Annotated in this window: 10 protein-coding genes and 1 pseudogene; 2 read left to right on the forward strand and 9 right to left on the reverse strand. The window is 58.3% G+C overall.

Going from position 1 to position 12,868, the window contains the following annotated elements; genetic code table 11:
* Positions 1 to 783: 783 nt before the first annotated feature.
* From QUD34_RS07075 to QUD34_RS07115, 9 genes are all read right to left on the reverse strand, one after another.
* Complete coding sequence (locus QUD34_RS07075) at positions 784 to 1,302, reverse strand: hypothetical protein (RefSeq protein WP_286355902.1); 519 nt, start codon at positions 1,300 to 1,302, stop codon at positions 784 to 786.
* Between the two features lie 599 nt (positions 1,303 to 1,901).
* On the reverse strand, positions 1,902 to 2,372 hold the full coding sequence (locus QUD34_RS07080) for a DUF2314 domain-containing protein (RefSeq protein WP_286355903.1): 471 nt from the start codon (positions 2,370 to 2,372) through the stop codon (positions 1,902 to 1,904).
* 155 nt (positions 2,373 to 2,527) lie between these two features.
* Positions 2,528 to 2,908 carry a hypothetical protein gene (locus tag QUD34_RS07085; protein ID WP_286355904.1) on the reverse strand — a complete coding sequence of 127 codons (381 nt, stop codon included), beginning with the start codon at positions 2,906 to 2,908 and terminating at the stop codon, positions 2,528 to 2,530.
* 1,902 nt (positions 2,909 to 4,810) lie between these two features.
* Positions 4,811 to 5,344 (reverse strand): DUF8453 domain-containing protein, encoded by a 534-nt coding sequence (locus tag QUD34_RS07090; protein WP_286355905.1) that lies wholly within the window; start codon positions 5,342 to 5,344, stop codon positions 4,811 to 4,813.
* Between the two features lie 167 nt (positions 5,345 to 5,511).
* A complete protein-coding gene (locus QUD34_RS07095) occupies positions 5,512 to 5,913 on the reverse strand; it encodes a hypothetical protein (RefSeq protein WP_286355906.1) in 402 nt (133 codons plus the stop codon).
* A gap of 140 nt (positions 5,914 to 6,053) precedes the next feature.
* Entirely contained in the window at positions 6,054 to 6,440 is a 387-nt protein-coding gene (locus QUD34_RS07100; protein ID WP_286355036.1) for an ABZJ_00895 family protein, read from the reverse strand.
* 970 nt (positions 6,441 to 7,410) lie between these two features.
* The gene (locus QUD34_RS07105; RefSeq protein ID WP_286355907.1) at positions 7,411 to 7,632 is read right to left on the reverse strand and encodes a hypothetical protein; all 222 of its coding nucleotides are present in this window, start codon (positions 7,630 to 7,632) and stop codon (positions 7,411 to 7,413) included.
* A 242-nt stretch (positions 7,633 to 7,874) separates the two neighbouring features.
* Positions 7,875 to 8,726, reverse strand: coding sequence for a tetratricopeptide repeat protein (locus tag QUD34_RS07110; RefSeq protein ID WP_286355908.1), 852 nt, complete (start codon positions 8,724 to 8,726; stop codon positions 7,875 to 7,877).
* A gap of 90 nt (positions 8,727 to 8,816) precedes the next feature.
* Entirely contained in the window at positions 8,817 to 10,853 is a 2,037-nt protein-coding gene (locus tag QUD34_RS07115) for an SPFH domain-containing protein (protein WP_286355909.1), read from the reverse strand.
* A 262-nt stretch (positions 10,854 to 11,115) separates the two neighbouring features.
* On the opposite strand from QUD34_RS07115, the gene QUD34_RS07120 reads away from it, so the two are divergent.
* Complete coding sequence (locus tag QUD34_RS07120) at positions 11,116 to 11,697, forward strand: hypothetical protein (protein ID WP_286355910.1); 582 nt, start codon at positions 11,116 to 11,118, stop codon at positions 11,695 to 11,697.
* Between the two features lie 88 nt (positions 11,698 to 11,785).
* Positions 11,786 to 12,814, forward strand: a pseudogene (locus QUD34_RS15165) (phosphate acyltransferase); the annotation flags it as partial.
* Positions 12,815 to 12,868 lie beyond the last annotated feature (54 nt).

A 12,868-nucleotide genomic window follows, 5' to 3' on the forward strand; every position in this document is an offset into this window, starting at 1 on the left:
AACCGCACAATACACAATTCACGGATACAACTCTGTATGCAGCGCCAGAGACATTGATCTCATTCATCTCGAACGATTGAGATGAACACTTAGGGCACGATGGAATCGCCATGACGGCTCCTGTGTGGTTGTGAGGCGGCCTAACGAATGAAGCTAAGCGGCCACGCCTGCGCCGAGGCGACGAGCGGAGCCGAGATAGCGAAATGATGAGAGAGAACGGAAGGCAATGCAGGCGGGGTCCGACTTGAGCGCAAGGTTAGACCGCTGGGATGGGGATTCATTTTGCGCTGATTGATTGAACCACATGCGATTAGGGCGCATGCATTTTGAGTTTTCGTTTCTGACGCCGATGCCAAATAGTCGCGGGTATAGCAAACCACCAAATCGTTCCTACGACTGCCTCTGCGAATGGAATAGGCAGCACGAAATAGATAATAGAAATGGGAAAGTCTAGGACCCAGAGTGGCCAGTAATCGAACTGCCACATTGCATCATGGTTTTGATGAGCATGGATTAACCTGAATACATAGAAACGTAGGGCAGCCAAAATACAGCCCACTATCCATAGCGCCATTGGCATCTTGCCGAGTTTGCGGATGTCTGGACGAAATTCCTGCCACAGGCTTCGACCAGGTTCGTTCTCTGATGCCATGAGGCCTCGCAAGGTCTAACGAAAGAAGCTAACCGGACCCGCCTGCGCCGAGGCGATGAGCGGAGCCGAGGAAGCAAGAAGTTGAGAGAGAGCGGAAGGCAATGCAGGCGGGGTCCGAGTTGAGCTAGGGGTTAGGCTGCCGGTGATACTTGCTTCGGTTTTTGTAGCTCCTTGAATTCAAGGGCGACACCAAAGAGTTGTGTTGTGTGAGTATTTTCGCGGGTGAGCTTATCAGATTTGATTAACAGGCGATCTGAGGATATCCACTGAAGCTCGGCAATGGGGGACTCGGAATCCTGTACGACCGAGAACGCCAAGCCTGATTGATTTTGGCCGGCAAGGAACCTGATCTCTGAGCCCTTTGGAGCGAGTTGGACCTCTTGCCATACGACCGCACCACCGAAGCCGGAACCGCCGATGACCCTGACAAGCCTTGCTTCCAGGCGGCCATCAGGTGAAGTGGACCTGGCGATTACCTGTATTTCTGGAATGTTTTGCTGCCCGAAGGTAGCCCTGAAAAATCTATCGATTGCATAGTAAGCGCCAGTGATGACTACAAGGCAAATGACAGTGAAGATCCCAACCCACCTGAGAAGAGGGCGCGATCGCTTCGATGGTGTGGCTGCGGGCGAATCCATTTCTGGGGTCATTGAGCAGCCTAACGAAAACGGCTAACCGGCCGCGCCTGCATCGAGATGATGAGCGAAGCCGAGGAAGCAGGAAGCTGAGAGAGAGCGGAAGACAATGCAGGCGGGGTCCGAGTTGAGCTAAAGGTTAGGCGCCTAACTGGGCTTCTTTTTGTTTTGTAGGCGTTGGCGAAGAGTCATGATGCGTGTTTTGCGAATGGCACTGGGAACATGGATTGTCTTGAGCTTGTTCAGCGTTAGGTCATCTTCATTACCCGAGGAGAGATCCCGGTCGATAGTTTGCTTTACATTCCGGCGTTCTGCACGGTTGACTCGAGCTTTCTTCCTCGGCCAATTCTTCCGGAATGCGTGAGGCGCTTCGCACCAAGGGCGAATCTCACATTCGTAATCCTCTTCCTTTTTCTCTTGCGGAGTTTTGCGACGAGTCAATCGGACACCTGGCGAATGATGTTGGTGATGGCGCCTAACGAATGAAGCTAACCGGACCCGCCTTCGCCGAAGCGCTGAGCGGAGCCGAGGAAGCGAGATGCTGAGAGAGAGCGAAAGGCAATGCAGGCGGGGTCCGAGTTGAGCTAAGGGTTAGACCGCATGGTTACTGACAATCAGAGCTTATAGGTCTCGAGAAACTTGCCTACGAGGTTTCCGTCTTCGGTGCCATCAGGTTTGGAGATAGTCCAATCCCAGATTTCTGCCTCCGCGATTGAAAATCTCTGACCTGCTTTGTACCCAGACACGGTAGAAATTTCGTTCGCGATCAGGCCAGTGATGATGCCGTTCTCGATTTTCTGAACTTCCACGAAAGTGATCTCGCGTTTTCCTCGCATGTCAGCCAGTTCGACGGTCACAAAAAAAACATGCTTGGGTGGAAGCCCTTTGAGGTAATTCGCCTTGGCCGTTGGCCATGTCTTTCTGGCTTGAGCCATGTAAGGCGCCACCGCCTTCAATAGTCTCTGATGCTGGTCCCCAGTGAACCCGACAGGCTTATCTTCTGGGGCGTTTGGCGCAAGTGTCGACTGGGTGTAAGCAACTGAGGGACAAGCCAGGACGAGGGCCATTAGGAACACTCTAAGCATGCTTTGACTCCTTGGGTGCGGCCTAACGAAAGAAGCTAACCGGCCCCGCCTACACCGAGGCGCGGAACGGAGCCGAGGAAGCGGGACGAAGAGAAGGAACGGAAGACAATGCAGGCGGGGTCCGAGTTGAGCTAAGGGTTAGGTGCTTTGATTGATTAGGTTTTCGATTTTCTCGATATTAACTTACCTGTTCGATATTGAAGGACAATCTGCAAGGAAGCTTGGACTTTCTCTTCTTTGCTGTCGCGTAGCCGCCGGTAATACAACTTCCCCTTTGAGGTTTGGGCGATGACATTTACCTTAGCCTCGGTGTAGGCGTTGTAATCTGAAATACAAGTGTTTGTAAGTGCAAGTGCGATTGTGCTCGCATCGGAAACCTTGTCGTCAATAGTTGGGACAAGTTCGATGGCATGATCGAAAAATGAATTCATTGCCCGTGTTGCATCAGCCTCATATTGAATGCGGTGTTCCGCCGATGGCCCAACGCATGAGATGCAGGCGACTACGGAGATTCCATAGATAGCGGTGATTCTCATCGGAGTCCTCCAGTCATTACAAGGGTGTGTAGCGCCTAACGAATGAAGCTAAGCGGCCGCGCCTATACCGAGACGATGAGCGGAGCCGGGATAGCAAAATGCTGAGAGAGAGCGGAAGGCAATGCAGGCGGGGTCCGACTTGAGCGAGGGGTTAGGCGTGTCGATACCATCAAATCAGGTAAGGGTTTTGAGCAAGATCAAGGAAATTCTTGAGTGAGTAACGCTAACGTGGTTTGGTAATCGGACTCAGTTTGACAGTCTTCTGGAATTAGATATTGGGGGTAACGAACTCCCGCTTCGTATTCCACTGTTAAGCCACCATGTACGGGGACAAGAACCTTCTGCCCGGATGGAAGCTCTTCTAATTGGACAGCAATTCGATGCCAACGCTCGGTTTCAATAAAACGGATTCGCCAATGGAAAATAACTTGAGAATTGCTATCATCAGTTTTGAACCTGAGGCCTTTGTCGGAAGCGAACTTGGAAACTATGGAAAGCCAAGACGGGTTCTTAGGTGAGGACCTTAGAGGCTCGTGTGCCTCTAATGAAGCCTGCTCCAATGAAGCAATAGGGAGAGCCGCCCAGCCATCTCGTTCGAGATTTGCGAGGAGTGCGGACTGAAGAGTTTGCCAAGCCATGTGCGTGACTCCTGGAGAGAAGGAAGGCTGATCGTTGGGCTTTCGGTCCGTGACGCCTAACGAATGAAGCTAACCGGCCCCGCCTGCACCGAGGCGCTGAGCGGAGCCGAGGAAGCGAGAAGTTGAGAGAGAGCGGAAGGCAATGCAGGCGGGGCCCGAGTTGAGCTAAGGGTTAGGCTGTAGCCTGATTGCTAAAGTGTGATGCCGACTATGACCGGAAAAGCCGAAGAATAATAACGACAAAGCAGACTGTGGCAACGAACCAACACATATAAGCAGCGTTGATGGCATCTTGAGTGCTTTTGCCACCAAGCCAGTAGGAGCTTGTTCGCTTGCGCCAGATCAGAAGGCCGAACCCGCCGGATAAAAGCGTGAGAAGCAGGACTACCCAAAGGCGGGCTTCTTGGGGTTCGTTCATCTACGGCCTAACGAAAGAAGCTAACCGGACCCGCCTGCACCGAAGCGACGAGCGAAGCCGAGGAAGCGAGAAGCTGAGAGAGAGAAGAAGGCAATGCAGGCGGGGTCCGGGTTGAGCTAGGGGTTAGGCGCCTAGTGAATGTCATTCGATGCTCTTTATCCAAAGAATTGCTGAATCTACATCAATGAGAAAGCGCTGGGCGAACTCGCGAGGCAAAGATTCAGCGCCCTCCACTCCAGAATCAGGAGTTTCACCCATGGCCTTCTGGTAAGCATGATAAGCAGAGATCCCCTCTCCATTCTTGAGGTACCGTAGCGCCCAAATGGCTAGTTCTTTGTGTTTCCGTTGGTTCGACAATGTGGCACTCCGTGCGCCTAACGAATGAAGCTAACCGGCCCCGCCTGCGCCGAGGCGATGAGCGGAGCCGAGGAAGCGGGACGAAGAGAAGGAGCGGAGGACAATGCAGGCGGGGTCCGAGTTGAGCTGGGGGTTAGGCAGCCTAGGAAGATCATTCTTCGGGTAGTTCTCGTATCGCCCGCTGAATATCTTGTTCAGCGTCGTCGAGTTCTCGCATTGCCCGGCGGATCTGGTATTCACCATTTGCCCCGGAATCGCTGCGGGCTTGCTGTAGCGCGCGCTTAGCATCGTCTATTGCGTTCAGGGCGTTGCGGAGCTTTGACTTTGATGACATAGATACCTCGGTGGGCGGCCTAACGAGTGGAGCTAACCGGACCCGCCTGCGCCGAGGCGCTGAGCGAAGCCGAGAAAGCGGAATGTTGAGAGAGAGAGGAAGGCAATGCAGGCGGGGTCCGAGTTGAGCTGAAGGTTAGGCCAATTGGGTGTGGGTCAGGGATATTGCTTATCAGGTTGAAGATGGGCAGATGGACGACCTGAAAGTGTAAAAGAATTTCCATAAATACAGCTATAATTTAATATAAATTCAATTGATTTAAGTTTCGTGTTAAAAACTATTGTGTCGAAATTTTCAACAGATCGAATATCTAGCAATTGATTTTCTTTACCTGGGGCTAAAATGCTGTCTGTATCGAATAGGCCGTAAGCATGGTCAATTTTTGTACTGCCTTCGAACAGGTAATTGTATAATTTATGTAATGATGGAATGCTATGCAAGTCTATTGTTTCATCATTAAATTTGGCAGATAGTTTGTTGAGATTTGCAGGCCCCAATCCAAAATTATGAATCACGATTCGGAATATAGTGTCTTCCGTTCTGTGAAAGGCGAAGCCAACAAAGGGTCGAACAGATAGTTGATTATGTTTTCTTGTAAGGTAACCTTGCCAAACAGATGTACCAAATGCGCTCAGAGCAATAACAGCTGATGCAAGAGCAATGTAATCCGTTGCAGTTAGGTTTGGCATTGCTACCTCTTGGTTGGTCTGGGGCCTAACGAATGAAGCTAACCGGACCCGCCTGCACCGAGGTAATGAGCGGAGCCGAGGAAGCGAGAAGTTGAGAGAGAACGAAAGACAATGCAGGCGGGGTCCGAGTTGAGCTGAAGGTTAGGCCGCTGCAGGTGGGAATTGAACTATTTTTGCACGATTGGATCACTGGTCTTTTCTAGCTTCCACGCGAATATTCTCAGAGTTCCCGAAGGTTCTAACTCCGCTTCTGGCAACACAGGAAGATTTGTAGGCATAATGTGAATTTCAATCTTGAAATCGAGACTTCCAGGAATATGGCTTTCGAATTGCCATTTTGAAAATACTCGTTGAGCGAATTTAAGATCGCGTTCGATGTTATTTGAATTGCTGAGTCTTATGCCTGTGACTAGGCCAGATTCGTCAATATCCAATGAAGAAACGAAACAATAATTCTCATTGGCAACTCGATAAATAGGAGGAACCACCGGAATCGTGGCTTTTTTAAGAGCTTGTGCAAACGATGGCATCGAAAGCAGAAGAGCTAGAAGGAAGAGTTTGATCTTCATGTTTAGCACCTTCAGAGAAGCGGCCTAACGAATGAAGCTAAGCGGCCCCGCCTGCATCGAGGCGATGGGCGGAGCTGAGATAGCTAAATGCTGAGAGAGAGCGGAAGACAATGCAGGCGGGGTCCGACTTGAGCGGAGGGTTAGGCTGCAGACGGTTCATTGGAATCCCTGCGCCTGGGGAAGAAACCAACTGCGAAGAGCAAAGTATGACCAAGTGTGACGAGAATGATGGTGCCCCATTGGATTGGTGCTATCACATACTGCAAGCCATACATTTCTAGGGCGAAGTCTGCCAGGGTTGCGCCTGCAACTAGCCCTAGATATTCGTTCCGAGACGGCGGGCGTTTCTCCCTGCGAAGAAAAAAGGCGTTGATGAGAAGAACCGAGCCAACGATGACCAGGATGTTGCTCATTGAAGGTGGTGTGATCTCTAGAGTTTGAATGACAAGCCCAACAATAAACATAAGAACGAAGTACAAAACAGCGAAGAGGCCGATGTATCTTAAGGTCAAGAAGCGCTTGTTCACGATGAGTGGCCTAACGAATGGGGCTAACCGGCCCCACCTGCGCCGAGGCGACGAGCGGAGCCGAGGAAGCGAGAAGCTGAGAGAGAGCGGAGGAAAATGCAGGCGGGGTCCGAGTTGAGCTAAGGGTTAGGCGGCTCGCTGAATACGCCGAGTTTGACAGCCGTAATGATCATTGAGAATCCAAGAACAAACACGGTGAGGAGCGAAAGCCAATCCTTGCGATTGAAATAGAAGGGCCAAAATATGGTTTCCCATCGAATGGAAAACCATCCGAAGCCCAGTCGCTTCTTGAATCGAATGTCGACCCAAGTCCAGCCCACGATGACAGTGAGAAGGCCGACCAGCATGAGAGGTTGAGCGAGGGGATGCATGGCGCCTAACGAATGAAGCTAACCGGACCCGCCTGCGCCGAGGCGACAAACGGAGCCGAGGAAGCGGGAAGCTGAAAGAGAGCGGAAGGCGATGCAGGCGGGGTCCGAGTTGAGCGGAGGGTTAGGCAGGCGTATTCGGAGCTAATGACTCGGAAAGCTCTGTGGTTGTCATAGAGGTTAGTGGCGACCCAGAGTGAGATGAGAATCAACCACACAACTGAAAGAAGTAGCTTGTCGGAGGCGGCTCGTTTTCTGAAGAGGATGAAGTAAAGAGCAACAAGATCGAGAATTGCGATTACCGCATTAAATGGAATCAGAATGAGTAACCAGTAGAACGCATCCCCTGGCCCGCCTGGTTGCCCTTCAGTGCCCGGCTTGACCCAAAGGGAAGAGGCTAGCCAGAGGTATAGAGGAATTCCCGCGATGTTGACCGCAATCCAGATCCAACGCTTTGCGGGGAGTTTCATCAGACTGCCTAACGAATGAAGCTAAGCGGCCACGCCTGCACCGAGACGATGAGTGGAGCCGAGATAGCAAAATGTTGAGAGAGAGCAAAAGGCAATGCAGGCGGGGTCCGACTTGAGCGAGAGGTTAGGCATTCACGCTTGCTGATCATGATTTTGGTCCTTGAAGTGCCACCAGACCGCAATTGCCAGGCCAGCGATGATGATTAGCCCAAAGGCGTACGAGCCAACCGTTTTGTTGGGAATGACCGCATAGGCGATTCCACCAAGGATTGCGGATGGAATGAGGACGAGAACCGATTTCCCAGGTGTGGATGAAGCCACAAAATCTATCAGGAAGGCCACGAGGTCCCACATAGGTTTTGGCCTCCGATCGTTGAATGCCTAACTTTAAATTGGACGGTGGGGACGAAGGGATTCGTAGTTCACCTAATCCGGTTTGAGAGGGGCGTAAGTGCTGATTTTACCGTGGGGCTGCTGGCTGGGGCGATTTGAATGGGCAGACCGGAAATGGGCGGATGGCGGCGGTTTCAGTCACTGAGACCGATCGAATTGGAGGCAGGCCTCCCTTGGAGGGTGGACTCCGTTCGCGGGGGGGTTTAACGCCGTTTGGGTGCGGGCAGGGCGGCGTAGCGTTCGGCTTGGCGCAGGTTCTCGGTGAGGACGGGGTCGCCGGGGCGGAGGGCGAGGGCGGCGCGGAAGTCATCGCGGCTCTCGGGGTAGCGCTTCAGCTCGAAGCGGGCACGGCCGCGGTTGAAGAGGGCTTCGAGCTGGTTGGGCTCCAGGGCCAGGGCCCTGTCCAGGGCCTCGCAGGCCTCGGCCCAGGCCTTCTTTTCGTTGAGGCAGCGGCCCAGGTTGTTCCAGGCGTGGGCGATCGCCGGGTCCTTCGCCACGGCCGCGCGGAGGATCGGCTCGGCCTCGGCTAGGCGGTCCTGGCGCGCCAGGGCCTCGCCTTTCCAGGCCTGGCCCATGGCGTCCCCCGGGCGGGCCTCGAGCAGCGCATCGGCGCAGGTTTGGAGGGTGGTCCAGTCCTGGGCCAGGCGGGCCTCGGCACAGGCGTTGGGAAAGCCGTCGGGATAGCCGAGGCGGCCGTTCTCGGCATGGGCGGCCGCGGCGTCCCCATGGCGCCCCAACTGGCTCAGGGCCTGGGCGCGGTAGAGGCGGTAGGTGGCCAGGCGGGGGCCGGATTTGGCTTCCAGCTGAGGCTGCAGGGCCTCGCAGACCGCCGCGAGCCGCTCCCAGCGCCGGCTCCGGTTGAGGGCCTGGATCCACAGCTCGTAGTGGGCGCCCCGGGTGGCGGGCGACACCGTCTCGAACCAATCCGCGAGGCCGCCCCAGTCCTTGGCCCGGGCCAGGGCCTCCGCCGGGGCGGGCAGGGGGGCGGCCAAGCCCTGGGATTGGACCTGGGACTGGACCTGGGCGACAGGAAACAGGAGGAGCAGAGGGATCATGGGGCGTCCGGATGGGGCGGGAGAGAATGCTCCAAACCTCCCGAGAAAGGGGCGGCATTGCCGCCCCTTTCTCGGGTCGTCGAAGTCGGGCTACTTCGTCATGTTCTGTCGCAGGGCCGCCTTCAGGGCCTCGGCCTCGGGGTTCGCGGCGGCCGGTGTCGCCACGCCCGCCAGCTGTCCGGCCTTCTCGCTGAGCAGGAGGCCCAGCAGGCTTTCGATGAGGCTGCCGCCGCCCTTATCGCCCCCGCCCATGTGGATCTTGGGGACCACATCCACCTGGGACTTCTCGATGGCTTCGGCGAAGCGGTTCATGACCTGCTGCACGAGCTGGAACTGGGGGCCGCCGTAGGCGCGGACCTGCTCCTCGATGGCCATGGCCTGGGCGATGCCCACGCGGGCGGCCTGCTCGGCCTGGGCTTCGGCCATGACCTTGATGCGCTTGGCCTCGCCTTCGCCCATGAGGCGCACCTTCTCGGCTTCGGCGCCGGCGAGCGTCTGGATCTGGGCGGCCTGCTGCTGGGCCTTGGCGTAGTCGGCCTTGCCCTGGTTGCTCTGCACCTCGATGCCGATGGCGGATTCCGTGAGCAGGGTCTGCTGCTTGGCGCGGGCCTCGGCTTCGCGGAGTTCGCGTTCCTTCACCGCGGCGCTCTGCTGGCGACCGTAGGTCTCCACCTGCTCGTCGGCGATCTGGCGGCTGCGCAGCTGCACGAGGATCTGCTCGATCTGTCCGCCGGGCGCGCCGCTGGTGGGCGTGCCGATGAGGACTTCCTGGAGCTCCAGGTTGTACTGGGTGAACTTCTCCTTCATCTGGACGCCACTCTGCTCCTGGATGGCGCTGCGGTCCTGGATGAGCTGGATGAGGGTGCGGGTCTGGCCGATGTTCTTGAAGTAGGCGCTGACCATGGGGTCCAGCGTCTGTTCCACGAGCTTCTTGATGTCGCCGAAGCGCTGGATGACGAGGGGCGCCTTGCGGTAGTCGATGTGCACCACCACGGAGAGCGGCAGGCTGGGCTCGAAGGCATCCTTGGTGATGAGGCTCACCTCGGTCAGGTTCTCGTCGAACTTGTGGCTGCCCACCTCACCCTTGGTCCACTTGAGGATGAAGTTGGTGGTGGGCACCATGAGCACCTTGCCGGCGTAGGTGTTGAAGGCGTACTTGCCGGGCAGCAGGGGCTCGCTCCAGACGCCACGGGTGCCCTTGGTGACCAGTTCGCCGTGGCGATACTCCTGGCCGCTGATGTCGGTGCCGATCTCGCCGGTGTAGCTCACCACCACGCCCACCGTGCCCACTTCCACCACGGTCTTCGGGATCATCTCCACCGTCGCGAAGAGGCGGTTGATGTAGTAGGTGCCTTCCACCAGCACCTGGTACTGGCGCCCACGCTGGCCGCCCGCCACGAGGAACTTGTCCGCGTCCTGGAAGTTGTTGTGGTAGCTCGCCACCTGGTTGGGATCTTCACCCACGGTGGGCGCGATGATCTCACCGCTGGATAGCGAAGGCCCGTCGTGCACCGTGACGATGCCCACGGCGTCGTCTGCGCCGCGGATGATGACGGGCCGCCATCCGGCACGCTCGGTGATGATCGCGCTCATCTTCTGGAAGGTTTCCACCTCGCTCTTATCCAAAGGCAGGTAGTAGACCTGGTCTTCGGTGAGTACCACGAACTGCACGAGGTTGATGGCATACATACCTTCGCGGAGGATCTGCCGCTGGGGGCCCTTTTCACCACCGCTCTGGAGGAAGGCCACCACATCCTGGAAATCAGCGCCATGGCTGTTGCTGGCCAGGGCCTGGGAGGGCGGCAAGTCCTTGCCGTCACGGGCGAAGACATAGCCGATCTTGCCCTGGGGGATGGTGACCATGGGCATCTTGTGGATGCGGTACTGGAAGGGGGTGAGCAGGTGCCAGCCGCCGCGCAGCAGGTGGGGCTGGAAGCCCGCCTCGCCGCCCAGGGCGATGAGGCCGGTCTTGACGGAGCCCTTGCCGCTGATGAGCTTCTCCACGATGCCCACGCGGTTGTTGGGGATGTAGCGGATCCACTTGCTGAGGAGGAGCGCCGCGAAGGCGGCGCTAAGGAAGGCCAGTAAGCTCAGGCCGGGATTGGCGGAAAGCCAGGAGAGGTCCATGAGGACTCCAGGGGACGGGTTGCTTGGAGTGTACCGGCCCGGGGCGCCGTCCCGCCCGGAGTCCGGAGGCCTTCCGTGGTCCCGCGCCCCGGCTCGAGTTCGAGCGGGCACCGGGGATCCAACGCGGAAAGAACCATATGAAGGCTGTGAACATAGGCGGGCCGACCTTCCGCGCCGTGACGGGCATCACCATTTTCCGGGGCGCGGGTAGTCTGGTCGCATGGGCGGATGGCTGGAGTGGCTTCAGGAGCGGCGTGGAGCCGTGGTCGTGGCGATCGTGGCGGCCCTGACTGGGCTCTGGTGGTGGCAGGGGCGGCCCGTGACCCAGCCGCCGGGGATGCTCGCGCCGGAGGACCCGCTCCAGGCCCCGCCGGAGGCCCCGGCCCCCTGGACCTTCCGGAACCACTCGCTCACGGCCCTCGCGCGGTTCGAGCTGCGGGCGCGGGTGCTGGGCGTGGAACGATACCGCTTCGACCGGCCCGCCGAGCTGTCTCCCGTGGACTTCGCCCTGGGCTGGGGGCCCATGTCGGATTCCCGGATCCTGGACGCCTTCAGCATCCAGCAGCGGGACCGCTGGTATTTCTGGAGCAGCCCCCGGATGCCGATTCCCGAGGCCGAAGTCATCGCCCACAGCGCCAACATGCACCTGATCCCGGCCACGCCGCTCGTGGAGAAGCGCCTGCTGGCCGTGAAGCCGGGGCAGGTGGTGGCGCTCCGGGGCCAGCTCGTGCGGGCGGACGGGAAGGATGGCTGGCACTGGGTGAGCAGCCTCACCCGGACGGATACCGGCGATGGCTCCTGCGAGGTGATCTGGGTGGAGTCCGTGCGGGTGACAGACCGCTAGGACCAAATGTGACTTCTGGGTAGACAACATAGAATCTTCCGCCTGATAGACTCGGCAGGTTGAAGGCCCCCAGTGGTCTTGGAGTCCCATGTTTGACATCGAAGCGTCCCTCGACAGCCGACTGCTGGCCGAACCCCGGAACCGCCCCACGGTGGTGTTTCCGGAGGCCCTGGATCCCCGCACCCTTGAAGCCGCCTGCTTCCTGAGCCGGTTCATCCGGCCCGTGTTCCTGGCGCCCGAAGCCGAGGTGCGCGCCGTGGCCGCCCAGCACCTGGCCCATCTGGGCGCCGACCGCGTGGCCTACACGCTGTCGGAGAGCGCCTTCGTGGTGCCCGCCACCCGGCCCGACCTGGTGGAGGCCTTCGCCACCGCCTGCGTGGACTTCGGCCGGACCCACGGCCGGCCCATGAGCCTGGACGAGGCCCGCCTGCTGGTGTCCGAACCCGGGCGCTTCGGCATCTGGGCCGTGAAGCAGGGCCATGCCGACATGGTCGTGGGCGGGGCCATCCACGAGCCCAAGGCCTTCTTCCGGCCCATGGTGGAGCTGCTGGCCCACCGGAGCGTCGCCTGCGAGGCGGGCGTGTTCGTGCTGCCGGATTCCCACCCCAACGATGTCTATCCCCACAACATCGTGGTGTTCGGCGATGTGGGCGTGAACGCGACCATGACGCCGCGCACCCTGGCCGAGGTGGCCGTGGGCACCTGCGCCGTGGCCCGCGACCTCTTCCCGGAGGAGGTGCTGCCGGAGATCCGCTGCGCCATGGTGTCCTATTCGAACCGCGGCAGCGACGAGGGCCCCTCGCCCGAGCTGGTGCGGCAGGCGGCTGATTTGGTGCCGGACATCCTGGCTGAGCGCATCGCCCACAGCACCCGCTACGCCAGCATCCACATCCGCGGCGAGGTGAAGGTGAGCGTGGCGCTGTCCCGCCGGTCCGCCGACCTCTACCACCCGGACGGCCTGCCCTGGGAGGGCGGGCCCAATGTGATCGTCTGCCCCAACCTCGACATGGGCAACCTGCTCTATCACCTCTACGCCACCCGGTTCCCCGAGGCGCGGAAGTTCCCGGTCATGTTCGGCCTCTGGTTCCAGGGCGTGGACCTGCCCATGGACTGCACGCCCGAGGACATCCGCCTCGCCGTGAAGGCCTCGGTCCTGCGTCTACACGCCTAC

It is taken from the genome of Geothrix oryzae, from assembly GCF_030295385.1.
Taxonomy (GTDB): domain Bacteria; phylum Acidobacteriota; class Holophagae; order Holophagales; family Holophagaceae; genus Geothrix; species Geothrix oryzae.